Origin of the sequence: Microbacterium sp. SD291 (assembly GCF_017355365.1) — a bacterium.
Classification (GTDB): domain Bacteria; phylum Actinomycetota; class Actinomycetes; order Actinomycetales; family Microbacteriaceae; genus Microbacterium.
Genome location: NZ_JADIJR010000009.1, coordinates 32,988 through 59,050 on the forward strand (window position 1 = coordinate 32,988; position 26,063 = coordinate 59,050).

The following is a 26,063-nucleotide window of genomic DNA, read 5'->3' on the forward strand; positions in this document are numbered from 1 at the left end:
TCAACCCCCGGATTCCTCAGGGATTCCACAAGTGACAGTCGTGTAGTTCCTTACTCGCGTCTGCTTTCCACCGAGTTATCCACAGTATCCACAGCGGTTAACACCGTTAAGTAATCCAGTCATTCAAGGGGCGATCCGATCACCAGACGGTGGGGAGAACCCGGCCGGACGCCGGATTGGCATCGGCGTACGGAATCACGGGAGTGTGGGGCTAGCATGGGAAGCCCTGCACCGGCAGGACCGACGACGACGCGTCGCAGAACGACGACAAGGGAGCACCCGTGAGGTTTCAGGTCAACCGCGATGTCTTCAGCGAGGCTGTGTCCTTCGTCGTCAAGCTGCTCCCGCAGCGCAACCCTCAGCCAATCCTCGCCGGTGTGCTGATCGAGGCCGACGGCTCAGGCCTGACGCTCTCCGCCTTCGACTACGAGGCATCGGCACGGACCACGATCGAGGCCACGGTCGACAACCCAGGCACGATCCTCGTCCACGGCCGGCTGCTGTCGGACATCGCGAGCCGCCTTCCGAACGCTCCGATCGAGATCGCCGTCGAGGACGACGGCGGGATCTCGGTCACCTGCGGCTCGGCCCGGTTCACCCTGGCCGCCATGCCGGTCGAGGAATACCCGTCGATCCCCGAGGTCTCCGGCGCATCCGGCGTGGTGCCGGCCGACGACTTCGGAACCGCGATCTCGCAGGTCGGCTTCGCCGCATCGCGCGATGACGTCACTCCGGTGCTCACGGGTGTCCAGCTCGAGGTCTCGGGCCAGAGCCTGAGTCTCGTCGCCACCGACCGCTACCGCGTCTCGCTTCGCGACGTGCCGTGGGACGGTGCGTCCGTGGAGTCCAGCGCGCTGGTCCCGGCCCGCACGCTCCTCGAGGTCGGCAAGACCTTCGGGCACGCCGGCACGATCCAGGTCGCGTTCTCCGGCGCTGGCGACCGCGAGATCATCGCTTTCACCGCGGGCAACAAGACCGTCACTTCGCTGCTGATCAAGGGCAACTTCCCGCCGGTGCGTCGTCTTTTCCCCGAGCAGACCGACCACTACGCGGTCGTCAACACCGCCGACCTGATCGAGGCCGTCCGCCGCGTGTCGCTGGTGCTGGATCGTGCCGCACCGCTGCGGTTCACGTTCTCAAGCGACAGCGTGACGATGGATGCCTCTGGCAGCGAGCACGCCCGCGCATCCGAGTCGGTCGACGCCATCCTGCACGGCGGCGACGAAGTCACTCTGGGCCTGAACCCGCAGTACCTGATCGAGGCGCTCGGCGCAGTCAAGAGCGAGTTCGTCCGCGTGACGTTCACGTCGAGCGACAATGCGAACAAGCTCAGCCCGGTTCTCATCACGAGCCAGACCTCGGTCGACAAGGCCGGTCTCGACTCGTTCAAGTACCTCCTGCAGCCGAACCTCCTCCTCCGCTGACCCGGCTCCGGCGTCAGCCCAAGATCGGATGCCGTCGCCGGCACGTCAGGGCGCAGGGATGCTCTCGGGAGCGAGCATCGGGAGGGGCCCGCGAAGCGGGAGGGAACCCGCTCTGCGAGCGAAGAGAGCATCCCGGAGCCCGCCGTCAAGCACCAGGACAGAGACTGTCAGCCCCCACGACTAGGCTGACTCCGTGATTGTGGAACACCTGAGCCTGGTCGATTTCCGCAATTACGCGACCGCCGAACTCGCTCTGCACCGCGGTCCGAACGTGCTGGTGGGCCGCAACGGTCAGGGCAAGACGAACCTCGCCGAAGCTCTGGTCTTCCTTGCGACACTCGGCTCGCACCGCGTGTCGTCGGACGCGCCGATGGTGCGCGACGGCCAGGAGTACGCGATCATCCGGGTGCGGCTCTCGCACGGTGAGCGCCGGGTACTCGCCGAGGTGCAGCTGAACCGGCAGGGCTCGAACAAGGCGCGCATCAACGGATCCCCGTCGAAGACGAATGAGCTCCCCCGCTACGCGCACGTCGTGCTGTTCGCGCCGGAGGACCTGCAGATCGTCCGCGGCGATCCGTCTGCGCGGCGGAGGTTCGCGGATCAGCTGCTGATCCAGCGCGCTCCTCGCCTCTCGGCGGTCCTCGCCGACTACGACCGGGTGCTCAAGCAGCGCACCGCACTGCTGAAGTCCGCTCGGGCGCGCGGCATCCGCGGTGAGGGACTCAGCACGCTGGAGGTGTGGGACGACAAGCTCGTCGCGCTCGGTTCCGAGATCATCGCGGCGCGTCAGCAGCTGGTCGGCGATCTGCAGCAGCCGGTCGCCGATGCGTATGCCGCGATCGCCGGCGCCGACCACCAGCCGCAGCTCGAATGGGCGCTCTCGGTGCGAGGTGGTGACCCCGAAGAGGGGGAGCCGGCCACGGAATCCGTCCCTGACCGGGCGAACATCGCCGAGATGTTCCGCGCTTCCCTGCTCGCCAAGCGCGCCCAGGAGCTCGACAGAGGGCTCACGCTCACCGGCCCGCATCGCGACGACCTGATCCTGCGGGTGCGCGGACTCCCGGTCAAGGGCTACGCCTCGCACGGCGAATCGTGGTCGATCGCGCTCGCGCTGCGGCTCGCGTCGGCCGAGCTGCTCCGCAGCGAATCCCCCGCAGGAGACCCGGTCCTCATCCTCGACGACGTGTTCGCGGAGCTTGATGCCGACCGGCGTCAGCGACTCGCGTCCCTCACCGCCGGCTACGAGCAGGTGGTGGTGACGGCGGCCGTGGAGGAGGATATCCCCGAGGTGCTGCACGCCCACGTGGTGCGGATCAGCGCCGGCACGATCAGCGATGAGCGGGAGGTGACGGATGACTGAGACCACGACTCCCGCGGCCGCGCCGGCCGCCGATGCGCCCGAGACCGTCGCGACGTACCTCCGGCTGCGAGGGCTGCAGCCGAGCTCGAAGACCTGGAAGCGCAAGCGCCGCATCGTCACGGATGACGACAACGCACCCTTCACGCCTGGGCGCGACCCCGGTGCCCTCGGCGCGGTGCTCGACAAGCTGAGCCGCGATTCCGGCTGGCAGATCACGCTGGCCCGCGAGGACCTGGTGCGGCAGTGGGCGGATCTTGCCGGCGCCGACACCGCGAAGCACTCCGAGCCGGTGTCGCTCGAGCGCGGCCTGCTCACCGTGAAATGCGATTCGACGGCCTGGGCGAAGAACCTCCAGTACATGCGAGGGACCATCCTCACCGAGATCGGCAGACGGTATCCGGATGCCGGTGTGCAGAATCTTCGCTTCATCGGACCGGACGTACCCTCCTGGAAATGGGGTCCCAGAGTCGTTCCAGGGCGGGGCCCGCGCGACACCTACGGGTAGGACACCATGCGAGGGGTCGGACACGCTCAGAGGGCCACACGCGGCCTCTGAGGCGCATATCGAGGCGAAATCCCGCTAGAATGGGAGTTCGTGATATCGATGTGGAGAATGCCCTCTGATGACGCCTGAATCCCCCGCTGACGAGCCGGAATCGACCACCGGGGGAACCCCCGCACCCAAGGCGAAGCAGCCCGGCGAGTACGGTGCAGACGAGATCCAGATCCTCGAGGGTCTGGAGGCCGTCCGCAAGCGCCCCGGTATGTACATCGGCTCCACCGGGCCGCGCGGTCTGCACCACCTGGTCTACGAGATCGTCGACAACTCGGTCGATGAGGCACTGGCCGGCTACTGCGACGCGATCCTGGTGACCCTGCTCGAAGACGGCGGCGTCCGCGTCGTCGACAACGGCCGTGGCATCCCGGTCGACCCGCACTCGTCCGACCCGTCTAAGTCGACCGTCGAGGTCGTGCTCACGATCCTGCACGCCGGCGGAAAGTTCGGCGGCGGCGGCTACGCCGTCTCCGGTGGTCTGCACGGCGTCGGATCCTCCGTCGTGAACGCGCTCTCCACCCGCTTCGAGGTCGCCATCCGGCGCCAGGGTCACGTCTGGCACCACAGCTTCGCGCACGGCGGCATCCCCCAGCAGGCGCTGGAGCGGGGAGCCGAGACCGAGGAGACCGGAACCGACATCACGTTCTGGCCGGACCCGGCGATCTTCACCGAGGGCGTCGAATTCGACTACGAGACGCTGCGCACCCGCTTCCAGCAGATGGCGTTCCTCAACAAGGGCCTGCGCATCGAGCTGCATGACGAGCGCGCCGGTCACACCGAGGTCATCGAGGAGGAGGGGACCAGCGTCGAGAAGCAGCGCAGCGACGTGTTCCTCTACGAGCGCGGCCTGGTCGACTACGTCGAGTACCTGAACAAGGTGCGCCACGCCGAGGTCGTCAACGACGAGATCATCGCGTTCGAGTCGGAGGACACCGAGCGCAAGATCTCACTCGAGGTCGCGATGCAGTGGACCACCTCGTACACGGAGAACGTGTTCACCTACGCGAACACGATCAACACGCACGAGGGCGGCACGCACGAGGAGGGCTTCCGCGCGGCGCTCACCACGCTGGTGAACAAGTACGCCCGTGCGAACAACCTCCTCAAGGAGAAGGACGACAACCTCTCCGGCGACGACGTGCGCGAGGGGCTCACCGCGGTGATCTCGATCAAGCTCGGCGAGCCGCAGTTCGAGGGGCAGACCAAGACCAAGCTGGGCAACACCGAGGCGAAGGCGTTCGTGCAGAAGGTCGTCGGCGATCAGCTCGGCGACTGGCTCGAGCGCAACCCCACGCAGGCGAAGAACGTCATCCGCAAGGCCATCGATGCGGCGACCGCCCGCATGGCCGCGCGCAAGGCGCGCGAGACGGCCCGCCGCAAGAGCGTGTTCGAGTCGGCTGCGATGCCGGACAAGCTCAAGGACTGCACCAGCAAGGACCCGTCGATCAGCGAGATCTTTCTCGTGGAGGGTGACTCGGCAGGCGGCTCCGCGGTGCAGGGACGAGACCCGCACACGCAGGCGATCCTGGCGCTCCGGGGCAAGATCCTCAATGTCGAGCGCGCGCGACTCGACAAGGCCCTCGGCAACAAAGAGGTCCAGGCGATGATCCAGGCCTTCGGCACGGGCATCGGCGAGGAGTTCGACATCGAGAAGGCGCGGTATCACAAGATCGTGCTGATGGCGGATGCCGACGTCGACGGCCAGCACATCACCACGCTGCTGCTCACGCTGCTGTTCCGCTACATGCGCGGGCTCATCGAGGCCGGATTCGTCTACCTCGCGATGCCGCCTCTGTACCGCCTCAAGTGGACGAACCAGCCGCACGAGTACGTGTTCAGCGACGCCGAGCGCGACGCCCTGCTCAAGCACGGCCTCGAGAACGGCAAGCGGATCCCGAAGGATGCCGGCATCCAGCGCTACAAGGGTCTCGGCGAGATGAACCCGAAGGAGCTGTGGGAGACCACGATGGATCACTCGACGCGCACACTGCGTCAGATCACGATCGAGGATGCCGCCGCCGCCGACGAGATCTTCAGCGTGCTGATGGGCGAGGACGTCGAGTCGCGACGCGGCTTCATCCAGCGCAATGCCAAGGACGTCCGCTTCCTCGACATCTAGACCAGCCTGGGTCCCTGAGCTTGTCGAAGGGCACCCGGACAAATCGAAATTGGGTTCCTGAGCCTGTCGAAGGGCAGCGACCCAGATCTGAACGACCGGAATCGAAACACACACATGACTGACGACATCCGCCCCGAGCCGGAGCACGACCACGGCAAGATCGACCAGGTCGACCTGCAGTCGGAGATGCAGCGCAGCTACCTCGACTACGCCATGGCCGTCATCGTGGGCCGTGCGCTGCCCGACGTCCGAGACGGACTGAAGCCGGTGCACCGCCGCGTGATCTACGGCATGTACGACGGCGGCTTCCGCCCTGACAAGTCGTTCTCGAAGTGCGCCCGTGTGGTCGGCGAGGTCATGGGCCAGTACCACCCGCACGGCGACTCGGCGATCTACGACGCCCTCGTCCGCCTGGTGCAGCCGTGGTCGCTGCGGTACCCGCTGGCCCTCGGCCAGGGCAACTTCGGCTCCCCCGGCAACATGGGCGCCGCAGCCCCGCGGTACACCGAGACCAAGATGGCCCCGCTCGCGCTCGAGATGGTGCGCGACATCGAAGAGGACACGGTCGACTTCCAGGACAACTACGACGGTCAGACCCAGGAGCCGACGGTCCTGCCCGCCCGGTTCCCGAACCTGCTGGTCAACGGCTCCGTCGGCATCGCGGTCGGCATGGCGACCAACATCCCGCCGCACAACCTGCGCGAGGTGTCTGCGGCCGCCCTCTGGGCGCTCGACAACCCCGGCATCAGCCGCGAGGAGCTGCTCGACGGCCTGATCCAGCGGGTCCCCGGTCCCGACTTCCCGACGGGTGCGCAGATCCTCGGCACCAAGGGCATCCACGAGGCGTACCGCACCGGACGCGGCTCGATCACGATGCGCGCGGTCGTCAGCGTCGAGGAGATCCAGGGCCGCACCTGCCTGGTCATCACCGAGCTGCCGTACCAGGTGAACCCCGACAACGTCGCGGTGAAGATCGGCGACCTGGCGCGTGACGGCAAGATCACCGGCATCGCCGACATCCGCGACGAGTCGTCCGACCGCACCGGTCAGCGTCTCGTCGTCGTCCTGAAGCGCGACGCGGTCGCGAAGGTCGTGCTGAACAACCTGTACAAGCACACGCAGCTGCAGGAGAACTTCGGCGCGAACATGCTCGCGATCGTCGACGGCGTGCCGCGCACCCTTGCGATCGACGGGTTCATCACGCACTGGATCACGCACCAGATCGAGGTGATCGTCCGCCGTACCCAGTACCGGCTGAACGAGGCCGAGAAGCGCATGCACATCCTGCGCGGGTACCTGAAGGCGCTCGACGCCCTCGATGAGGTCATCGCGCTGATCCGCCGATCGCAGACGACGCAGGAGGCGAACGAGGGACTGCAGAAGCTCCTCGACATCGACGACATCCAGGCCGAGGCGATCCTGCAGATGCAGCTGCGTCGCCTCGCGGCGCTGGAGCGTCAGAAGATCATCGATCAGGCCACCGAGCTCGAAGCTCTGATCACCGAGTACCAGGCGATCCTCGCCGACGAAGGCCTGCAGCGCGGCATCATCCGCGAGGAGCTCACCGGCATCGTCGACCGCTTCGGCGACGAGCGCCGCACGCACATCCTGCACGGCTTCGACGGCGACGTCTCGATGGAAGACCTCATCGCCGAAGAGGAGATGGTCGTCACCGTCACCCGCGACGGCTACATCAAGCGCACCCGCAGCGACAACTACCGGTCGCAGCACCGCGGCGGCAAGGGCATCAAGGGCGCGCAGCTGCGGGCGGATGACATCGTCGAGCACTTCTTCGTGACGACCACGCACCACTGGCTGCTGTTCTTCACCGACAAGGGCCGCGTCTACCGCTCGAAGACGTATGAGGTCCCGGAGTCCGGTCGCGACGCGAAGGGCACGCACGTCGCAAACCTTCTCGCCCTGCAGCCGGGCGAGAAGATCGCGCAGATCCTCGACATCCGCGACTACCAGGTCGCCGAGTACCTGGTGCTCGCGACCCGCAACGGTCTCGTGAAGAAGACCCGCCTGGACACCTACGACACCAACCGCCAGGGCGGCGTCATCGCGATCCGCCTGAACGACGACGACGAGCTGGTCTCGGCGCTCATGGTCAACGCGGAGGACGACATCCTCCTGATCAGCCGCCGAGGCATGTCGGTGCGCTTCAGCGCGACCGACGAGGCGCTGCGTCCGATGGGCCGTGCGACGGCCGGCGTGAAGGGCATGAAGTTCCGCGAGGGCGACAGCCTGCTCTCGGCATCCGTCGCCGCCCCCGGCCAGTTCGTGTTCGTGGTGACCGACGGCGGGTACGCGAAGCGCACCGCGATCGAGGAGTACCGGGTTCAGGGACGCGGCGGATTCGGCATCAAGGTCGCCAAGCTCAACGACGATCGGGGCACTCTCGCGGGTGGTCTGATGGTCGCGGAGGACGATGAGGTCTTGGTGGTTCTGTCCAGTGGCAAGGTGGTACGCTCTGCCGTGGCCGAGGTGCCCGCCAAGGGCCGAGATACCATGGGAGTGGTGTTCGCGCGGACGACGGAAGCCGACCGCATCCTCGCCATCGCCCGCAATGGTGAGCGGGGCCTCGCCGAGGAAGAGGAATCGGCTGAGGCGGAAGCTGACCCGAACGCTTCCGAGACGACACAGAACCCTGAGGAAACAGACGCATGAGCACAGTAGCCGACAAGCTGGCGAAGAAGTCCACGCGCAAGACCAGCGGCAAGCAGGTCCGGCTGCGGCTGGTCTACGTCGACTTCTGGTCGGCGGTGAAGCTGTCGTTCCTGGGTGCGGTCGCTCTCGCGATCGTCACGATGGTGTCGTTCTTCCTGATCTACCTGGTGCTCCAGGCCACCAGCATCCTCACGCAGGTCGACGAGTTCGTCGCCGTGCTCACCGACAACGCGGTGCAGATCAACGAGGTGGCGGGGCTTCCGCAGGTGATGGCGTTCGCCGCCGTCGTCTCGATCCTGAACCTGATCGTCTTCACCGTGCTCGGCGCCGTGGTCGCCGGTATCTACAACGTCGCCGTGAAGGTGACGGGCGGACTGCTCGTCGGCTTCATGTCGAACTGACCCTTCGAACGAACGAACGGCGGATGCTTCGGCATCCGCCGCTCCGCGTTTCTAGACCAGTCCGGTGGTGCCGAGCAGGGTGCCGATCAGCCAGGTCGCGGCGAGGGCGAGCCCGCCGCCGACCACCAGGCGGACCGAAGCCCAGAGCATCGGCGAGCCGCCGATCCGCGCGGAGACCGCGCCGGTCGAGGCCAGGGCGATCAGCACGGCGAGGAAGGTGACAGGGACGCGCCATTCGGGAGGCGGCAGCAGGATCGCGATCAGCGGCAGCAGGGCGCCGAGCGTGAACGCGATCGCGGAGGAGAGCGCGGCGTGCCAGGGGTTGACCAGGTCGTCCTGGTCGATGCCGAGTTCGACCTCCAGGTGGGCCGACAGGGCGTCGTGCGCCGTGAGCTCCTCGGCGACCTGGCGTGCGGTGTCCTCGCTGAGCCCGCGGTCTCGGTACAGCGAGGTGAGCTCGTCGAGCTCGTCATCCGGCATGGTGCGAAGCTCTTCGCGCTCCTTCGAGATGAGCGCGCGCTCACTGTCGCGCTGACTGCTCACCGACACGTACTCGCCGAGTGCCATCGAGACGGCGCCGCCGACGAGCCCGGCGAGGCCCGCGGTGAGCAGCGCGGCGCTCGACGTGGTGGCGCCCGCGACGCCGACCACGAGGGCAGCCACCGACACGATGCCGTCGTTCGCGCCGAGGACGCCCGCGCGCAGCCAGTTCAGTCGCTGACCGAGATTCGACCCGTGCTCTTCCCCCTCGTGCGCCGTCATGCCCCCAGTGAACCAGATCGGATGCCGGAAGTAGGGAAAACCCGAACCACGTCCTCGGGATGCCTCCATGTCGCGGCGATCCCGCCGCCCGTACCTTGGGACTATGACCACACAGACTGCGAACCCACAGCAGACGACAGGGCCGCGGCCGCCGCTGCGGATCTTCGTCACGATCCTCCATCTCGCCGCCCTCGGCGTGCTGGGCGGGGCGATCTTCGGCACGCTCTCGGGGCTGCTCGGCGCCGGTCTCGGACTGCTCTTCGTGTTCGGCATCGGCGTCATCCTCCTCGTCGGCCTCGTCTACGCCCTGTTCGGCGTCGGCTGGTTCGAGGTGGCCAGGGTCGGCGGTCTCTACGGCGTGCCGATCGCGCCGCTCCGCCGGCGCACGAGTGACCGGCCCGGCTTCAGCGGCTGGCTGCGCTCCCTCGGCCGGCAGACGATCGACTCCCGCATGTGGCGGGCGCTGGCGAACTTCGCCCTCGCCTGCATCGCCGGCGCGATCGTGCTTCGCCTGTTCTGGGGCATGGGCTGGTCTGCGGTGTTCTCCTTCACGCCGCTCGTCTCCGACGAGAACATCACCGGTCCCCTCGGACTCGGGCTCTCCGCCGGCTGGGCGCCGGTGATCGGCATCCTCGGCGTCCTCGCCTCGGCCGCCGCCATCATCGGACTCGCGCTGCTGCACCGCGTGCTCTCCCTCGCCATCGTGGTGCGCAGCCGTGAGGCCGAACTCACCGAGCGGGTGCGCACGACCACCGCGCAGCGCGAAGGCGCCGTGCGCGCCGCCGATCTCGAGCGCACCCGCATCGAGCGCGACCTGCACGACGGCGTCCAGCCGCGGCTCGTCTCGGTCGGCATGACCCTCGGCCTCGCGCAGCAGAAGATCGACGAGGACCCGACCACCGCCAAGGCGCTGATCGCCGAGGCGCACACCTCGACGAAGGCCGCGATCACCGAGCTGCGACAGCTCGCCCGCGGCATCCACGCCTCCGTCCTCGACGACCGCGGCCTCGACGCCGCCCTCTCCGCCCTGGCCGGCCGCTCGCACATCCCGGTGAACCTCGACGTCCGGATGGACGGCCGATGCAGCCGCGAAGCCGAGGCAGCCGTGTACTTCGCGATCGCGGAGTCGCTGACGAACGCCGCCAAGCACTCCCGCGCCAGTGAGGCGAGGGTCAGCGTGCGGATCCGCGAGGGGAACACCCTGTGGGCACGCGTCGAGGACAACGGGATGGGCGGCGCGCAGGTGCAGCCAGGTGGCGGCCTCGACGGCATCGCCAACCGGATCCTCGCCGCGGGCGGGACGTTCCGCCTGGACAGCCCCCAGGGCGGACCGACCTCGCTGGAGGTGAACGTGCCATGCGCATCGTGATCTGCGAGGACAGTGTCCTCCTCCGCGAAGGACTCGTCCGCCTGCTCGAGGACGCCGGCCACCAGGTGGTCGCGGCCCTCCCCGACACGAACGGCCTCACCGAGGCGGTGGCGGATGCCGCGCCGGAGCTCTGCATCCTCGACGTCCGGCTCCCGCCGACGTTCACGGACGAGGGCATCCGCGCAGCTCTCAGCCTGCGGGCGACGAACCCGGCGCTCCCCCTCCTCGTGCTGTCGCAGTACGTCGAGGAGCGCTACGCCTCCGATCTGATCGCAGCCCAGGGCGGGCCGCTCGGGTACCTCCTCAAGGACCGGGTCGCGGACGTCGCGGAGTTCCTCGTGTCGGTGCAGCGCATCGCAGAGGGAGCGACCGTGCTCGACCCCGAGGTCGTCGCCCAGCTGCTGACGCGCCGCAACCGCGACGACCGGATGCTGCGCCTCACCGAGCGCGAGCGCACCGTGCTGGCGCTGATCGCGGAGGGCAAGTCGAACCAGGCGATCGCCGGGCTCCTCTTCGTCTCCGAGGCGAGCGTCGAGAAGCACATCACCTCCATCTTCCAGAAGCTGGGCTTCGAGCCGGACGAGTCGGGCAACCGGCGCGTGCTCGCGGCCCTCGCACACATCGAGAACTCGGGCGGGCCCACACCCCCGGCCGGTCAGACAGGAGCCACACGATGAGCACCGAAGAGCAGACCCCGCAGACCCCTGACGCGCAGGGCGGGCACGTCCCGTTCACGCCTCCGCCCGCCTCGACGCCGCCGGCAGTGCCGGTCGTCGAACCGGCGCCTCGCACCCCGGGCGCCGGCGCGATCACCATCGTGACCGCGATCGTGGGTGGCATCGCACTCCTCGGAGCCGGAGCGACCGGCGCCGCGGCGGCATCCAGCGACCTCGGCAGCAGCGACGCGGTCCAGTCGATCGATGTCAGCGGCATCACCAGCCTCGACATGGACGTGAGCGCGGGCGACGTGCGGGTCGAGTTCGGCGACGTGGACGAGGCAGAGCTGTCGGTGACCGGCGATCGCGGCCGCGGCTGGACCCTTGAGCGCGACGGCGACGAACTCGTCGTCCGCAGCCCCGACCACCGGTTCGGATGGTGGTTCGGAGAATGGTTCGACAACGACCAGCTCGCGGTGCTCACGCTCCCGTCGGAGCTGCAGGATGCCGGCTTCGATGCCTCACTCACCCTCAACGCGGGCAGCCTCGACGTGTCGGGCGAGTTCGGTGAGCTGGACCTCGAGCTCGCCGCCGGCGATCTCACGGTCAAGGGCGTCGCGGCGGCGCTGGACGCGCAGGTCAGCGCCGGCGGCGCCGACATCGTGCTCGAAGACGTCAGCACGGCCGAGCTCGGCGTCTCCGCCGGAAACCTCACGGTCGAGCTGACCGGCACCCCGCCGACCGAGACCTCGGTCGACGTCAATGCCGGAGAGCTCGATCTCACGGTTCCGGATGCCGAGTACCACGTCACTCAGGACGTCAGCGCCGGCGACCTCGACAACCGGCTCGAGGAGTCCTCCGACTCGCGCCGGACGATCGAGGTCTCGATCTCCGCTGGCACCGTGACGCTGCGTCCGGGGAGCTGATCGGCTCTCGGCGTTCGCGCTGATTCGAAAACCCGGATCGATCGGTTCGGCGTCGGTGTGTCTCCCCTCGACACGCCGCCCCTGAGCCGATCGATCCGGGTTTTCGCTCGCCCGGGCGGGGCGGGTGCCCTCGATTGGGATTCTGCGTGATCTTCCGGTAAAGTCTTGGAGGTTGACGGGGCTATAGCTCAGGCGGTTAGAGCGCTTCACTGATAATGAAGAGGTCCCAGGTTCAAGTCCTGGTAGCCCCACTCCTAAACTCAAGAAATCCCCCTTTCGGGGCCTTAGCTCAGTTGGTAGAGCGCCTGCTTTGCAAGCAGGATGTCAGGAGTTCGAATCTCCTAGGCTCCACAGTGTGAAAGAGGCCCGAGCTGATGCTCGGGCCTCTTCTGTTCCTCCTGCGACCGGACTGCCAGACTGGGGCCATGAGCCTTCCTCACGCCGACATCGACCCGGACGGACTGCTGGAGTACTCGGTGGTCTTCACCGACCGCTCGCTGAACCACATGTCCGCGCGCTTCATCGACGTCATGCAGCAGACACTCGGCATCCTGCGCGAGGCGTACAGCGCCGACAGCGTCGCGATCGTGAACGGCGGCGGCAGCTACGCCATGGAGTCGGTCGCCCGGCAGCTGGCGACGGGTCGCCGCGCCCTGGTCGTCCGCAACGGGCTGTTCTCCTACCGCTGGTCGCAGATCCTCGAGGCGGGCGGCATCAGCACCTCGACCATCGTGTGCACGGCGCGACCGGATGAGGACAGCGCGCAGGCGGCATGGAGTCCAGCCCCGATCGAAGAGGTGGTCGAGGCCATCCGCAGCGCGCGGCCGGAGGTCGTCTTCGCCCCGCACGTCGAGACGGCGGCCGGGATGCTGCTGCCGGACGACTACGTGCGCGCACTCGCGGATGCCGCGCACGAGGTCGGCGGGCTGCTGGTGCTGGACTGCATCGCCTCCGGGGCGATGTGGGTCGACATGCGGGCACTCGGCGTCGACGTGCTGGTCAGCGCCCCGCAGAAGGGCTGGAGCGGAACGCCCGGCGCCGGCTATGTGATGCTCAGCGAGTCGGGCCGTGCCGCAGTCGAAGCCGGCACCTCGACGAGCTTCGCCCTGGATCTCGGTCGCTGGCTCGCGATCTCGGACTCCTACCGCGACGGCTCAGCCGCGTACCACGCGACCATGCCGACCGACTCGCTGGTGCACAATCTGGCGCAGATGGTCGAGACCAGGGATCGCGGGTTCACCGCCCTCCGCGATGCGCAGATCGAACTCGGCGAGAGGGTGCGCGCGCTGCTCGCCGAGCGGGGGCTCCGTTCGGTCGCGGCTCCCGGCTTCACCGCACCGAGCGTCGTCGTCGTGCACACCGACGATCCCGGCCTGCGCACCGGAGCGCGCTTCCGCGAGCAGGGCGTCCAGATCGCCGCGGGTGTTCCGCTGCACTGCGGAGAGACCGACACGTTCTCGAGCTTCCGGGTGGGCCTCTTCGGCCTCGACAAGCTCGGCGACGTCGACGGCACGGTCGCCCGCCTCGAGGCGGCCTTCGACCGGATGGCGGTCTGACCGCGCGCCATGCCCGACCCGCACAACGGTACTCCGGGAGCCTCCTAGGATCGTAGAGTGCTGATCGGTCTGATGCGTCCCGTCGAAGTCTCCTCCGTCTCCGTCGAGGGGGCCGATCTCGCCGAGGTCCGCGACCGGCTCGAGGGGCAGCGGCCGGAGGGATTCGACCTGGTGTCCTCGCCGGTCGAGATGATCAAGGGCGCGGCCGTGCTGAAGGCGGTCGGCACGTTCGCCCGCCGCGACGGCGTCACCGAGGTCGAGGCGGACGACATGGACGCCCTCCTCGCCAAGGTCCCGGAGGGCTGGCAGCTCCTCAACGTGCGCACCGCCTGAGCGTCAGCGCCGCCGGCGCACCCCGTCGGCGAGCAGCGCGAGCGCCGTGGTCGTCGCCTCCCACCCCATGCAGGCGTCGGTCACGCTCTGTCCGTGGACCAGATCGGCCGGGCCACGCGCGACATCGAGATTCTGGGCGCCGGCGACGAGATTGCTCTCCAGCATCACCCCGGCGATCGCGGCGCCGTCCACGGCGATCTGCTCCGCGAGGTCGGCGGCGACCTCCGCCTGCCGGACGTGATCCTTGCCGCTGTTGCCGTGGCTCGCGTCGACGACGAGCCGATCGGCCAGCCCGGCGGCGGAGAGCCGTTCGGCCGCCCGCCGAACCTGAGCGGCGTCGTAGTTCGGACCGTCGGCGCCGCCGCGCAGGATGATCGCCGTATCGGGGTTGCCCGTGGTGGTCACGAGGCTCGCCCGCCCGTCGGCGCCGATGCCGAGGAACGCCTGCGGAGCGGATGCCGCGGCGGCTGCGTCGAGCGCGACCTGGAGGCCGCCGTCGGTGCCGTTCTTGAACCCGATCGGCATCGACAGGCCCGAGGCGAGCTGCCGGTGGATCTGGCTCTCGGTCGTACGCGCCCCGATGGCGCCCCAGCTGATCAGGTCGGCGGTGTACTGCGGGCTGATCGGCTCGAGGAACTCGGTGGCGCACGGCATCCCCAGAGCGGTGACGTCACGGAGGAACGCACGCGCCATCCGGAGCCCGGCCTGGATGTCGTGGCTGCCGTCGAGGTGAGGGTCGTTGATCAGGCCCTTCCAGCCGACCGTGGTCCGCGGCTTCTCGAAGTAGGTGCGCATGACGATGAGCAGGTCGTCGCGGTGCCTCTCCGCCTCACGGACCAGGCGTCCCGCGTACTCCAGCCCCGCCTCCGGGTCGTGGATCGAGCACGGACCCACGACGACCAGCAGGCGGTCGTCCTCGCCGGAAGCGATCCGTCGGATCTCGTCCCGAGTGCGGGCGACCAGAGCAGCACGCCCCTCGCCCACCGGCAGCTCGGCCGAGATCTCGGCGGGTGACGGGATGGTGGTGAAGCCGGCGACGTGCAGGTCGGCCGTGGCGTCGATCGTGTTCATGGGTCCTGTCCTGGTGAGGGCGGGCCCGATGCAGAGCCCGCCGAAACGGCGAAGGGCAGAGCGGAATGCTCTGCCCTGTCGGCTCTGAAGGTGTCGATGCGCGTCAGTCCCGCGACGGCCCCTCCAGAGCCGACTCGAAATACGCATACCAACGGGTCATGGAGAAGACCCTACCTCACACTGGGGCCTCAGCTGATCGCGAGCCGGATCCGCTCGGCGAGGAACTCCCGGTTCGCGTCGGTGAGCTCGAGCAGCGCGTAGGCCGTCGGCCACATGGTGCCTTCGTCCAGGTTCGAGATCGACTCGAACCCGAAGGTGCCGTAGCGCACCTTGAACTTGCTGGCCGGCTGGAAGAAGCAGAGCACCTTGCCGTCCCTGCCCCAGGCCGGCATCCCGTAGTACGTGCGCGGGACCAGCTCGGGAGCGACCTCGGAGACGAGCTCGTGGAGTCCCAGGGCGACCGCGCGATCGGCATCCGTGAGCTTCTCGACCGCCGCCTTGATGTCGGCCTCGCCTTCGGCGCGGATTTCTTCCGGCGTCTTCTTCGCCCGTGAGCGCGCGGTGCGCTTCTCGGCCGCGGCGGCCTTCATCGCCTCGCGCTCCTCGGCGGTGAAGTTCTTCTCGTTGTCAGCCATGATGGCTCCCTTTCCTGGACGACCTGCCCTGATGACTTCAGCGTACGGATGCCGCCGCGTGCCGCGCTTCTCGATTCGTGATCGATCCTCGGGCTCGTCCGGCCGCCGTGACGCGGCCGGATAGGGTGTGAGCCATGGACATGCGCGTCGCAGCATATGCCGTCGTCACCGATGACGCCGGCCGGATCCTGCTGGCGCGCTGGACCGAGGGCCGTCGTCTGGCGTGGACGATGCCCGGTGGCGGGCTCGAGCCGGGTGAGGCGCCGGAGGATGCCGTGCGCCGTGAGCTGCGCGAAGAGACCGGCTACTCGGTGAAGGTCGGCGAGCTCCTCGGCATCCACTCCCGTGTGATCCCGGCGAGCCAGCGGGTGCACAAGGCGGACGAGCCGCTGCACACCCTGCGCATCGTCTACCGCGCCACCGTCACGGGAGGCCGGTTGCGGTTCGAGGTCGGCGGTTCGACCGACATGGCGGAGTGGTTCTCCCGCAAGGCCGTCGCCGAGCTGCAGCGGGTGAAGCTCGTCGACATCGCCCTGCGGATGGCTGGCGTGTTCTAGGGGCGGGACTCCTCCGGCACCGAGATGTCGGCGACGGTCGCGCCGTAGGCGGCGATCAGGTCGTCAGCGCCGACGAACAGGCTGTATCCGTGGGAGCCTGCGCCCATCGCGATCCGCTGTCCGACGATCGACTCATCGGCATAGATCGGCCAGTCGGTGCTGCTCCCGATCGGAACGATCGTGCCGCGTTCGTATCCGGTCGCAGCGAAGGCGAGCTCGGGCTCGGGCAGGCGCAGCTTGTTCACTCCGACGACCGTGCGCAGCTTCGGCCACGAGATCGACCGCCCCCCTGGTACCAGCGCGAAGAGGTAGGTGTCGTCCGAGCGCTTGACGACGAGAGTCTTCACGATTCCCGACGGCAGGATGCCGAGCAGCTCGGCCGCCTCGACGAGGCTCCCGGCCGCAGGGCGCTCGCGGATCTCGATGTCGAGGCCGCGGGAGGCCGCAGCATCCAGAACCCGCGAATGCAGCTCGACGCCCGCGTCCGCGCTCACGCGTCTGGGGCGGAGAGCGGGTCGTCAGCGACCCAGAGCTCGTCGTCGGCGCGCAGCGTCTGCCAGGCGGCGTACAGCACGCCGACCGCGGCGGCGGCACCGAGGATGAGCGCGATGACCGAGCCGAGGCCGGGGCCCTTCTTCTCCGGGACGGTCGCCTTGCGCACCGTGTTCATGACGCCGTGACGCTTCGAGTTCGCGACATCCCACGCCGACAGGGCGGTGCCGACGACGCCGCCGACGATCGGGACGACCTTGTCATCGACGACGTGCTTGCCGAATCGCACTCCCTGGTCGACGACCGGGGCCACACGCCGGTTGATCGTGTCCTGCACGACGGGGGCGACCTGCTCACGACCGAAGTTGCCGAGCTGACGGCCGGCTTCGCGGGCGACATCCGCCGCGTGACCGACCAGAACCTGCTGCGCCTCCCAGAGGTGGTTCGCGTCCTCCTGCAGACGACGCAGTTCCTTCTTCCGCTTGCGGCTGACGCTCACGATGCTCTCCTGTCGTTGTGGAGTACGGATTCCCCATCTTGCCACGGCTGCCTGGAAGGGAGGAGGGAAATGCCGAACCCTTGCGTGAACCGGCGATCAGCGCTAGATCCGGGCGAACTCACCGGAAGCTCTGCGAGAATGAGGGCATGGCTCACGCTTCCCACGTCGCAACTCTGCACACCAACCACGGTGACATCGTCATCAACCTCTTCGGCGACCACGCCCCGAAGACGGTCAAGAACTTCGTCGGCCTGGCCGACGGCACCCAGGCATGGACCGACCCCGCCACCGGCAAGCCGGGCGAGGGGCCGCTGTACAAGGACGTCATCTTCCACCGGATCATCCCCAACTTCATGATCCAGGGCGGCGACCCGCTCGGTCAGGGCGTCGGCGGACCCGGCTACAACTTCAACGACGAGATCCACCCGGAGCTCAACTTCAACGATCCTTACATCCTCGCGATGGCGAACGCCGGCCAGCGCCGCAACGCGATCACGGGTGAGCTCGAGGGCACCAACGGCTCGCAGTTCTTCATCACCACCGACCCCACCCCGTGGCTGATGGGCAAGCACACCGTCTTCGGCGAGGTCGCCGACGACGCGTCCAGGGCCGTCGTCGACGCGATCGCCGCAGTGCCGACCGCCGCCGGCGACCGCCCGGTCGCACCGGTCGTGCTGCAGTCGATCGACGTCGTCGCAGCCTGACGACAGCTTCTGGCCGATCCGGATGACCACGCCTGAGTTCTCGGACAACCGCGACAACTTCTGCTACCGGCATCCGGATCGGCAGAGCTTCGTGCTCTGCCAGCGCTGCCTGCGCACCATCTGCCCCGAGTGCCAGACCCAGGCGCCCGTCGGCGTGATCTGCCCCGAGTGCATGGCCGCGGAGCGCAAGAACCGCACCCCTGCCCAGAAGCGCGCCGCGCGCCGCTGGGGCGGTGGCGGCGCCGTCACCGCCGTCCGCAGCGGCAAGCCGGTCGTCACGTATGCGCTCCTCGCGGTGACCTCCTTCATCGGGCTGCTCCAGCTGATCCCCGGGCTCGGCGGCGAGATCACGTCGCAGCTGCTGTTCAACGCCGTCTTCCTTTACCCGAACATCACCGTGTACGCGTTCGAGCCCTGGCGACTGCTCACCGTGCTGTTCGTGCACGGCGGCTTCATCCATCTCGCGCTGAACATGCTCGCGCTGTGGATGCTCGGGCAGAGCCTCGAGCCCATGCTCGGGCGCGCCCGCTTCCTCGCGCTCTACCTGATCAGCGGTCTCGGCGGTTCCGTCGCCGTTGCCCTGATCGCGCCCGGCGTCTCGACGGTCGGCGCCTCCGGGGCGATCTTCGGCCTGATGGCGGCGCTGCTCATCATCGGCCGCCACATCGGTGCGAACGTCACCGGAATCCTGGTGATCCTCGGCATCAACTTCGCCTTCAGCTTCTTCGTGAGCGGCATCGCCTGGCAGGCGCACCTCGGCGGTGCGGTCATCGGCGCCCTGATCGCCTTCGTCCTCACCCGCACACGCCGCCGCGAACAGCGCGTCTGGCAGATGGTTCTTCTCGCGGCCATCACCATTCTGTTGATGATCTTCGTGCTGGTCGTCCCGCCGCTGCTGATTTTGTCCTGATCGAGAGTTGTTAACAGGGTTGTGCACCGGTGTGAATAACACCGGTGTAATTCTCCCCAGCTGTGGACAAGCCTGTGGATAACTCCCCCATGCTCACGGCATGGAAAAGGCTCCTCGGAAACCGAGGAGCCTTTCTCAGAAGAGGGGAGGGCGGTCAGCGCCAGCGCGTGGTCATCAGGAAGCCGATCAGGGCGATGCCGAGGCCGATCGCGAGGTTCCAGTTGCCGAGGCCCGGGATCGGTATCGTGCTGCCCGAGATGTAGAAGACGAGGATCCACGCCAGGCCCAGCAGCATGAAGCCGACCATGACCGGCTTGAACCACACCGCGTTGGGCGCGGCGTCGCCTTCCGAGCGCGGGGCTTCGGGTTCTTCGATCTTGCGGTCACGTGCCATTCCGACATTGTACCCATGACTGGTCTGGCCCACCCAAGCGGCCCTCTCCCTTCCGCGTCCTCGGTGCGAGATAGGATCGCGCCATGACCGCATCCGCCGTGCATCCGGCACGACGTTCGCGTCCCCGCGGACCCCGGTCCAGGGCCACCTTCGCGAGCGTCCTCGGGGAGCTGCTGCTCACCGCCGGCGTGGTCGTGCTCCTCTTCGTGGCCTGGCAGATGTGGATCGGCGACATCATCATCGATGCGCAGAAGAACGACGAAGGGGCCGCGATCGCCCGGGAATGGGCGGATGCGCCGGCACCGGAGCCGCCGCCTCTGGTCGAGACCGGCGACGGAACCACCCACTACGAGCCCGTCATCCCCCAGGCTCCGGCCGAGACCGAGCAGCTGGGGCTGATGCGCGTCCCGCGCTTCGGCACGGACTACGTGAAGGGCATCTACGGCGGCACCAGCCGTGCCCGCACGCTCGATCATCTCGGCATCGGCGTCTACGACGGCTCGAAGATGCCAGGGGAGATCGGCAACTTCTCCCTGGCCGGACACCGCACCACCTGGGGCAAGCCCTTCAACCAGCTCGACAAGTTGCAGCTGAACGATGCGATCGTCGTCGAGACGCCCGACGGCTGGTACACCTACCGGTTCCGCAATCTCGAATACGTCACGCCGAGCCGGACCGAGGTGCTGCTCGACGTGCCGCAGATGCCCGGCGCTGTCACCGGTGAGCGCTACATCACCCTCACCGCCTGCTCGCCGCTGTACTCCCTGGCCGAGCGCATCATCGCGTACGGGGTGTTCGAGAGCTTCCAGCCGCGCGCGGAGGGACCGCCGACGGCGCTGACCGATCCTCCGCCGCCGCCGGCCGCACCCTCGGTGTAGGTTGTGGAGAGCGACGGAGCCGCTTAACAACGCAGCCGCTCAGGAACAGGGAGAGAGACCGATGTACGCCGCAATCTGGCGCCTGCTGCCCGGCCCGTGGTGGCTCCGGCTCCTCATCGTCCTCGTACTCGTCGCCGCGATCCTGTACCTGCTGTTCTTGCACGTCTTCCCCTGGGTGAGCCCGCTCATCACCCCCGGTGAGGTCGATCTCGAATGACCAGGGTGCTCGTCGTGGACAACCACGACAGCTTCGTGCACACGCTCGTCGGCTACCTGCGGGAGCTCGGCGCCGAGGTCGAGCTCATCGAGTCGGATGCGACGGACGCCGCGGGCCTCGAGTCCCTGCTTCCCGCGTTCGACGCGGTGCTCCTTTCCCCCGGTCCTGGCACGCCGGCCGACGCCGGCGCCTCCCTCGACGCGGTGCGCGTCGCCGCAGCGCTGCGGATGCCGCTGCTCGGCGTCTGCCTCGGCCATCAGACGATCGGCGAGGCGTTCGGCGCGCCGGTGACCGAGGCCCCAGAGCTCATGCACGGGATGGTGTCCTCGGTGACGCATGACGGCTCCGCGCTGTTCGACGGCATCCCCTCGCCGTTCGACGCCGGCCGCTATCACTCGCTCGCGCTCGCGGCATCCGCTCTTCCCCCCGAGCTCACTGTCACCGCCCGCACCGACAGCGGGACCGTGATGGCGCTCGCGCACACCGAGCTGCCGATCCTCGGGGTGCAGTTCCACCCCGAGAGCGTGCTCACCGAGGGCGGCTACAGGCTGCTCGCGAACTGGCTCGCGCTGTGCGGAGACGCGGATGCCGTGGCGCGCGCAGCGCGGCTGCATCCGCTCTCCCGGGGCTGAGCCGCAGAACGCGAGGCGTCAGCTGCCGGTGCAGTGGCGCAGCTCGACGGTCGATCCGATCGGCACGTCGCCGGGTGCGGACGACATCGAGACCACGGTCGGCGGGTTCGTCGCGGCGCAGTCGGCCAGCTCCGCCGACGTCGCGATGAGCCCGATCCGCTCGAGCTCCTCCTTCGCGGCATCCATCGTCCAGCCGGTGACATCCGTGAGCGTCACCTTGCCGCTGGCGATGACGAGGTTCACGACGGTTCCGGGCTCGACCTCGGCCTCCGCCTCCTCGCTGGCCTCGATCACAGTGTCCATCGGGATGCTCTTGTCGCTGCGCTGGATGATCGTCCCGAGCTTCAGGCCCGCAGTCTCGAGGGCCTCCGCGGCGGCAGCGCGCGACAGGCCCACCAGCGTCGGGACCACGACCGTCTCCTCGCCGGACGAGACGTACACGGTGATCGAGTCGCCCTCGTCGACAGTGGTTCCCGACTCCGGATCCGTGCGGATGACGTTGCCCTCGGTGATGGCCGAGCTGTGCTCGAGCACCAGCGTCGCATTGAGATCGAGTTTGCCCAGATCCGCCTGCGCGCGCTCTGCCGACACGTTCACGAGATCGGGGACCACACGCGACCCCGACGGCACCTCGTCGGGCCGGAGGCTGATCGTCCACACCCAGAACAACACTGAGGCCAGCAGCACGGCGAGGAGTGCGAGGCCGGCCCAGATCCAGGCGACCGGCGGACCGGACTGCGTGCGGGCCATGGTGGTGTCGGTGCTCAGCTGGCGCAGCGAGCGCGCCGTCTCCTGCGCATGACGAGGACTCGGGCCGTACAGCTCGCTGGTGAGGGCGCCGATCTCCTTGCGGCTCGGCGTGCGTCCGCCGACTGCGGCGTCGAGTGCCGCGCGGAAGTGCGCGGCATCCGGATACCGCTGGTACGGATCCTTCGCGAGCGCCCGGAGCACGATCGGGTCGAGGGCGCGGGGCGACTCCTCGTTCACCTCTGTCGGCGGCACCGGGGTCTCGCTGACGTGCTGGTAGGCGACAGCGACGGGCGATTCGCCGCGGAACGGCTGGCGTCCGGTGAGCAGCTCGTAGAGCACGACGCCCGTGGAGTACAGGTCGGCGCGCGCGTCGACCGGCTCGCCCTTCGCCTGCTCCGGCGAGAAGTAGGCGGCGGTGCCGATGATCTGGGTGGTCTCGGCGACCGTCGACGAGGAATCGGAGACGGCACGGGCGATGCCGAAGTCCATCACCTTGACCTGGCCCTTGTCGGTCACCATGACGTTGCCCGGCTTGATGTCGCGGTGCACGACACCGGCGCGGTGAGAGTAGTCCAGGGCCTCGAGGATGCCGTCGACGTAGCGCACCGCGTCGTCGACCGGCACGGGGCCCTTGGCGATGATGTCCTTCAGCAGCGTGCCGCCGATGAGCTCCATGATGATGTACGGCGGCTCGTCGCTGCGACCCGCCGTCGAGGGATCGCCGGCGTCGAACACCCGCACGATCGACGGATGCGACATGCGGGAGGCCGCCTGCGCCTCGAGCCGGAAGCGCGTGCGGAACGCGGTGTCGCGCGCCAGATCGGGGTCGAGGATCTTGACCGCGACCTCGCGGCCGAGGGTCAGGTCGTATCCGCGGTACACCTTGGCCATGCCGCCGTGCCCGATGAGCTCGTCGACGCGGTATCGACCCGCGAGAACTCGTGGTTCTGCAGACACCGACTCACCCCCTGACATGACCTGTTGACCCTGCTCTCAGCCTAAGACGCGGATTCTTCTACTCGCTGGATTCGCCGCCGGAGTCGACGGCGGGCAGGATCAGCGTCTGCGGCATCGGGTCGGACGCCTCCGACGGCATGTCCCCGCAGAACGCGCGGAAGGTGGCCGTGATGCTCTGACCCGCGGTACCGGGGACGATGCTCGTCGACAGGACGCTGGGCCCGAACGAGCGGATCGACTCGCCGGCGGTGCCGCCCGCGAACGTGGCGTTCGTCAGGGTCACCTCGAAAGCGGAGCGCGCCGGGGTTCCGGAGGGGCACTCGAAGCTCGGCCAGTTGAGGGTGATCTCCTGGCCCTCGGTGGGCACTCCTGCCAGCGTCGGGGTGCCGGACGGCTTTCCGACCTGCACCTGCTCCTTGTACGTGGTCAGGGTGAGCGCGGTGCCCTCGGGGACGTTGCCGCCTGGCTGCACAGTCTCGACCGTCCCGACCTGGTCGGCGTTCGCCGCGACGGTGTTGCCGACCACGCACTCGGCCAGGAGCCCGGCGTCGACGGCCCTCTGCGCCGCCGCGTCGCACTGCATGCCGACGAGGCCGAGCGCATCGACGTCGACCATGACCGGATCCGGAGACGGTGGCGGCTCCGTCGCGGTCTCGCTCGGGGTGATGACGGTGCTCGGCGAGCTCGACGGATCGGCACCGTCGTCGCCCTGCTGGGTCAGCGCCCAGATCGTGCCGAGGAGTACGACCAGCAGCAGCGCGATCAGCGCGATCAGCGGCCACGTCCACGCGCTGCGCTTCTTCTTCTCGGTCTCGCCCGCGTCCTGCTCGGTCGGCAGCTGCGCGGTCGTCGGCAGGATGCGGGTCGAGTCCTCGCCCGCGACGCCGGTGAGCATGCGGGTGGCGTCGTCGTCGCCGGCGATCCCGCCGGTCGCGATGGCGGGCACGGCGATCGCGGCGGAGTTCAGATCGCCGCGGCGCAGGGCCTGAGCGGCGCGCGCGACGGTCGCGGAGGAGGAGGGGCGATCGCCCGGCTTCTTGGCGATCATCGCCATCACCAGGTTCTGCACCGGGATCGGCACGGTCGGCTGAAGCGGGGGCGCCTGCTCGTTGATCTGCGCCATCGCGATCGCGACCTGCGACTCGCCCGTGAAGGGACGCCTGCCCGCGAGGCACTCGTACGCGACGATGCCGAGCGAGTAGGTGTCGGTGGCCGGGGATGCCGGGTGACCGGACGCCTGTTCGGGCGACAGGTACTGCACGGTGCCCATGACCTGACCGGTCGCGGTCAGCGGCACCTGGTCGGCGATGCGCGCGATGCCGAAGTCGGTGATCTTGACGCGACCGTCCGGCGTGATCAGCAGGTTGCCCGGCTTGATGTCACGGTGCACGAGGCCTGCGGCGTGAGCGGCCTGCAGAGCGGATGCCGTCTGCGCGACGATGTCGAGCGTCTTGTCGGCGCTCAGGGCGCCTTCGCGCTCGAGCACGGTCGAGAGCGCCTCGCCCGGCACGAGCTCCATGACGAGGAACGCGCTGCCGTTCTCCTCGCCGTAGTCGAAGACGCTGGCGATCCCTTCGTGGTTGACGAGTGCGGCGTGGCGCGCCTCAGCGCGGAACCGCTCGAGGAACCCGGGGTCCCCCATGTACTCGTCCTTGAGGATCTTGATGGCGACGGTGCGTCCGATGACGTGATCCGTCGCCTCCCACACCTCGCCCATGCCGCCGATCGCAATACGCGATTGCAGCTCGTAGCGACCACCGAACGACACACCCTGCGTCGGCCTCATCTGCCCAGCACCGCCTCTATGACCTTCTTCGCAATCGGAGCGGCGATGGTGTCGCCTGTTCCGGACTGCCCCTGTCCGCCGCCGTCTTCGACGAGGACCGCTACTGCCACAGCCGGGTCGTCCGCCGGCGCGAAGCCGGTGAACCACAACGTATGCGGCTTGTTCTCGTTCTCTGCAGTACCGGTCTTACCGGCCACGTCGATCCCGTCTATTCTTGCACCCTGGGCCGCACCCGTAGCGACGCCGGCGACCATGGCGGCGGTCACCTGATCGGCCACCGTCGCGTCCACCGCCCGACCGAACTCGGTGTTCTCGAACGACCGGATCACCGACAGGTCGTTGCCGATCACGGCATCCACCATCCGCGGGTTCATCACCACTCCGTCGTTCGCGAGACCGGCCGCCACCATGGCGATCTGCAGGGGGGTCGCGGTGACCTGCCCCTGGCCGAAGCCGGTCAGTGCCGTCTGCGGGTCGTCGAGCGCCCGGGGGTAACCGGAGGGCGTCGAGGAGAGCGGCGTGTCGAAGCTCATGTTGAAGCCGAACTTCTCAGCCATCTCGCGGATCGCGGCGTCACCGAGTTCGACGGCGAGTTCCGCCATCGGGATGTTGCAGCTGAGCCGGAGGGCCTCGGCGATCGTCACGGTGTCGCCGGGTCCGCAGGTGCCGCCCCAGGCGTTGGAGACCGTGTGCGACTGCGTGAGCGCGTAGCGCGCCGGGTTCGGCAGGGTCGACTCGGGCGTGAAGTCGCCGGACGCGAACGCGGCTGCGGCGACGAGGACCTTGAACGTCGAGCCGGGAGGGTTGAGGTCGCCCGCGATCGCCCGGTTGTACAGCGGCTTGAGCGGGTCGGTCTCGAGCGCGTCGTACGTCGCGTTCGCGGCATCCGCGTCGTGCGTGGCGAGCAGGTTCGTGTCGAATCCGGGGGTCGAGACCATCGCGAGGATGCGCCCGGTCTTGGGCTCGATCGCGACGACCGCGCCCTTGAGTCCCTGCAGCGCGTCGAACGCGGCCTGCTGCGCGGCGGCGTCCAGCGACAGCTCGACGCTGAAGCCGGTCTGCGGCTGGCCGGAGAGGAGCCGCTCCACCTCGGCGAAGAAGGCGTTGGAGCCGGTGCCGGAGAGGTCGGCGTTCAGGGCCTGTTCGATGCCGGTACGCGAGTCCAGGGCCGCGTTGTAGTACCCGGTGACCGGCGCCCACATCGCGGCATCCGTGTACACCCGCTGGAAGCTGTACTTGTCGTCGGTCGGCACCGATGAGGCGATCGCGACCCCGTCGACGATGATCGAGCCGCGCTGGATCTCGTAGCTGTCGAGCCGCGTGCGCGTGTTGTGGGTGTTCTGCGCCAGGGTGTCGGCCTCGACGACCTGGATCCAGCTGGTCGCTGCGAACAGGGACAGGAACATGAACAGCATCACGATGCTGAGCCTGCGGAGTTCTTTGGTCATG

Annotated in this window: 26 protein-coding genes and 2 tRNA genes; 19 read left to right on the top strand and 9 right to left on the bottom strand. The window is 68.5% G+C overall.

Features of this window, described 5'->3' with window-relative positions; translation table 11 throughout:
• Positions 1–281: 281 nt before the first annotated feature.
• The 6 genes from dnaN to IPV10_RS07025 all read left to right on the top strand — a co-directional run bounded on the left by dnaN (position 282) and on the right by IPV10_RS07025 (position 8,530).
• Positions 282–1,424, top strand: a complete 1,143-nt coding sequence (gene dnaN / locus IPV10_RS07000) for a DNA polymerase III subunit beta (protein WP_207482015.1) — start codon at positions 282–284, stop codon at positions 1,422–1,424.
• Between the two features lie 193 nt (positions 1,425–1,617).
• Positions 1,618–2,784, top strand: coding sequence for a DNA replication/repair protein RecF (recF, locus tag IPV10_RS07005; RefSeq protein ID WP_207482017.1), 1,167 nt, complete (start codon positions 1,618–1,620; stop codon positions 2,782–2,784).
• Complete coding sequence (locus IPV10_RS07010; protein ID WP_207482024.1) at positions 2,777–3,289, top strand: DUF721 domain-containing protein; 513 nt, start codon at positions 2,777–2,779, stop codon at positions 3,287–3,289. The genes recF and IPV10_RS07010 overlap by 8 nt, the downstream gene beginning before the upstream one ends.
• A 118-nt stretch (positions 3,290–3,407) precedes the next feature.
• Positions 3,408–5,459, top strand: a complete 2,052-nt coding sequence (gene gyrB, locus IPV10_RS07015) for a DNA topoisomerase (ATP-hydrolyzing) subunit B (RefSeq protein WP_207482026.1) — start codon at positions 3,408–3,410, stop codon at positions 5,457–5,459.
• Positions 5,460–5,573: 114 nt separating this feature from the next.
• The gene (gene gyrA / locus IPV10_RS07020; RefSeq protein ID WP_207482028.1) at positions 5,574–8,129 is read left to right on the top strand and encodes a DNA gyrase subunit A; all 2,556 of its coding nucleotides are present in this window, start codon (positions 5,574–5,576) and stop codon (positions 8,127–8,129) included.
• Positions 8,126–8,530, top strand: a complete 405-nt coding sequence (locus IPV10_RS07025; protein ID WP_207482030.1) for a DUF3566 domain-containing protein — start codon at positions 8,126–8,128, stop codon at positions 8,528–8,530. The genes gyrA and IPV10_RS07025 overlap by 4 nt, the downstream gene beginning before the upstream one ends.
• Before the next feature lie 51 nt (positions 8,531–8,581).
• On the opposite strand, the gene IPV10_RS07030 is transcribed toward IPV10_RS07025, so the two are convergent.
• Positions 8,582–9,292 (bottom strand): VIT family protein, encoded by a 711-nt coding sequence (locus tag IPV10_RS07030; protein WP_207482031.1) that lies wholly within the window; start codon positions 9,290–9,292, stop codon positions 8,582–8,584.
• A 103-nt stretch (positions 9,293–9,395) separates the two neighbouring features.
• Between IPV10_RS07030 and IPV10_RS07035 the strand changes: the two genes are divergently transcribed.
• The 7 genes from IPV10_RS07035 (at position 9,396) to IPV10_RS07065 (ending at position 14,132) form a co-directional block, all read left to right on the top strand.
• Positions 9,396–10,661, top strand: a complete 1,266-nt coding sequence (locus IPV10_RS07035; protein ID WP_207482033.1) for a histidine kinase — start codon at positions 9,396–9,398, stop codon at positions 10,659–10,661.
• The gene (locus tag IPV10_RS07040) at positions 10,649–11,338 is read left to right on the top strand and encodes a response regulator transcription factor (protein WP_207482035.1); all 690 of its coding nucleotides are present in this window, start codon (positions 10,649–10,651) and stop codon (positions 11,336–11,338) included. The genes IPV10_RS07035 and IPV10_RS07040 overlap by 13 nt, the downstream gene beginning before the upstream one ends.
• The gene (locus IPV10_RS07045; protein ID WP_207482037.1) at positions 11,335–12,243 is read left to right on the top strand and encodes a DUF4097 family beta strand repeat-containing protein; all 909 of its coding nucleotides are present in this window, start codon (positions 11,335–11,337) and stop codon (positions 12,241–12,243) included. Before IPV10_RS07040 ends, IPV10_RS07045 begins: the two co-directional genes overlap by 4 nt.
• A 177-nt stretch (positions 12,244–12,420) precedes the next feature.
• Positions 12,421–12,494, top strand: a tRNA-Ile gene (locus IPV10_RS07050).
• Between the two features lie 27 nt (positions 12,495–12,521).
• Positions 12,522–12,594, top strand: a tRNA-Ala gene (locus IPV10_RS07055).
• Between the two features lie 74 nt (positions 12,595–12,668).
• Complete coding sequence (locus tag IPV10_RS07060; RefSeq protein WP_207482045.1) at positions 12,669–13,799, top strand: aminotransferase class V-fold PLP-dependent enzyme; 1,131 nt, start codon at positions 12,669–12,671, stop codon at positions 13,797–13,799.
• A gap of 72 nt (positions 13,800–13,871) precedes the next feature.
• Positions 13,872–14,132, top strand: coding sequence for a hypothetical protein (locus IPV10_RS07065; RefSeq protein WP_242684731.1), 261 nt, complete (start codon positions 13,872–13,874; stop codon positions 14,130–14,132).
• Between the two features lie 3 nt (positions 14,133–14,135).
• Here IPV10_RS07065 and IPV10_RS07070 read toward each other — a convergent pair whose 3' ends face one another.
• Together IPV10_RS07070 and IPV10_RS07075 are read right to left on the bottom strand one after the other, a co-directional pair.
• On the bottom strand, positions 14,136–15,203 hold the full coding sequence (locus IPV10_RS07070; protein ID WP_207482057.1) for a 3-deoxy-7-phosphoheptulonate synthase: 1,068 nt from the start codon (positions 15,201–15,203) through the stop codon (positions 14,136–14,138).
• Between the two features lie 188 nt (positions 15,204–15,391).
• Positions 15,392–15,838 carry a DUF1801 domain-containing protein gene (locus IPV10_RS07075; protein ID WP_207482059.1) on the bottom strand — a complete coding sequence of 149 codons (447 nt, stop codon included), beginning with the start codon at positions 15,836–15,838 and terminating at the stop codon, positions 15,392–15,394.
• Positions 15,839–15,972: 134 nt separating this feature from the next.
• Between IPV10_RS07075 and IPV10_RS07080 the strand changes: the two genes are divergently transcribed.
• A complete protein-coding gene (locus IPV10_RS07080) occupies positions 15,973–16,395 on the top strand; it encodes an NUDIX hydrolase (protein WP_207482061.1) in 423 nt (140 codons plus the stop codon).
• On the opposite strand, the gene IPV10_RS07085 is transcribed toward IPV10_RS07080, so the two are convergent.
• Together IPV10_RS07085 and IPV10_RS07090 are read right to left on the bottom strand one after the other, a co-directional pair.
• Positions 16,392–16,820 carry an aminoacyl-tRNA deacylase gene (locus tag IPV10_RS07085; protein WP_207482258.1) on the bottom strand — a complete coding sequence of 143 codons (429 nt, stop codon included), beginning with the start codon at positions 16,818–16,820 and terminating at the stop codon, positions 16,392–16,394. The two genes, IPV10_RS07080 and IPV10_RS07085, sit on opposite strands and share 4 nt — an antisense overlap.
• A gap of 65 nt (positions 16,821–16,885) precedes the next feature.
• Positions 16,886–17,386 carry a DNA helicase gene (locus IPV10_RS07090; RefSeq protein ID WP_207482063.1) on the bottom strand — a complete coding sequence of 167 codons (501 nt, stop codon included), beginning with the start codon at positions 17,384–17,386 and terminating at the stop codon, positions 16,886–16,888.
• Positions 17,387–17,532: 146 nt separating this feature from the next.
• Here IPV10_RS07090 and IPV10_RS07095 point away from each other — a divergent pair, with 146 nt between their 5' ends.
• Positions 17,533–18,090 carry a peptidylprolyl isomerase gene (locus IPV10_RS07095; RefSeq protein ID WP_207482065.1) on the top strand — a complete coding sequence of 186 codons (558 nt, stop codon included), beginning with the start codon at positions 17,533–17,535 and terminating at the stop codon, positions 18,088–18,090.
• Between the two features lie 22 nt (positions 18,091–18,112).
• The gene (locus tag IPV10_RS07100) at positions 18,113–19,000 is read left to right on the top strand and encodes a rhomboid family intramembrane serine protease (protein WP_207482067.1); all 888 of its coding nucleotides are present in this window, start codon (positions 18,113–18,115) and stop codon (positions 18,998–19,000) included.
• A gap of 154 nt (positions 19,001–19,154) precedes the next feature.
• Here the strand turns inward: IPV10_RS07100 and IPV10_RS07105 are convergent, their stop codons facing one another.
• A complete protein-coding gene (locus IPV10_RS07105; protein ID WP_207482069.1) occupies positions 19,155–19,394 on the bottom strand; it encodes a cell division protein CrgA in 240 nt (79 codons plus the stop codon).
• An 83-nt stretch (positions 19,395–19,477) separates the two neighbouring features.
• Between IPV10_RS07105 and IPV10_RS07110 the strand changes: the two genes are divergently transcribed.
• From IPV10_RS07110 to IPV10_RS07120, 3 genes are all read left to right on the top strand, one after another.
• Positions 19,478–20,272 carry a class E sortase gene (locus IPV10_RS07110; RefSeq protein ID WP_207482071.1) on the top strand — a complete coding sequence of 265 codons (795 nt, stop codon included), beginning with the start codon at positions 19,478–19,480 and terminating at the stop codon, positions 20,270–20,272.
• Between the two features lie 61 nt (positions 20,273–20,333).
• On the top strand, positions 20,334–20,489 hold the full coding sequence (locus IPV10_RS07115) for a hypothetical protein (protein ID WP_207482073.1): 156 nt from the start codon (positions 20,334–20,336) through the stop codon (positions 20,487–20,489).
• Positions 20,486–21,121 carry an aminodeoxychorismate/anthranilate synthase component II gene (locus tag IPV10_RS07120; protein ID WP_207482075.1) on the top strand — a complete coding sequence of 212 codons (636 nt, stop codon included), beginning with the start codon at positions 20,486–20,488 and terminating at the stop codon, positions 21,119–21,121. The genes IPV10_RS07115 and IPV10_RS07120 overlap by 4 nt, the downstream gene beginning before the upstream one ends.
• An 18-nt stretch (positions 21,122–21,139) precedes the next feature.
• On the opposite strand, the gene pknB is transcribed toward IPV10_RS07120, so the two are convergent.
• The 3 genes from pknB to IPV10_RS07135 are packed head-to-tail and all read right to left on the bottom strand — an operon-like array spanning position 21,140 to position 26,062.
• The gene (gene pknB / locus IPV10_RS07125; protein ID WP_374192221.1) at positions 21,140–22,828 is read right to left on the bottom strand and encodes a Stk1 family PASTA domain-containing Ser/Thr kinase; all 1,689 of its coding nucleotides are present in this window, start codon (positions 22,826–22,828) and stop codon (positions 21,140–21,142) included.
• A 58-nt stretch (positions 22,829–22,886) separates the two neighbouring features.
• Positions 22,887–24,614, bottom strand: coding sequence for a serine/threonine-protein kinase (locus tag IPV10_RS07130; RefSeq protein WP_207482085.1), 1,728 nt, complete (start codon positions 24,612–24,614; stop codon positions 22,887–22,889).
• The gene (locus tag IPV10_RS07135; protein ID WP_207482087.1) at positions 24,611–26,062 is read right to left on the bottom strand and encodes a penicillin-binding protein 2; all 1,452 of its coding nucleotides are present in this window, start codon (positions 26,060–26,062) and stop codon (positions 24,611–24,613) included. The genes IPV10_RS07130 and IPV10_RS07135 overlap by 4 nt, the downstream gene beginning before the upstream one ends.
• Between the last annotated feature and the right edge of the window lies 1 nt (position 26,063).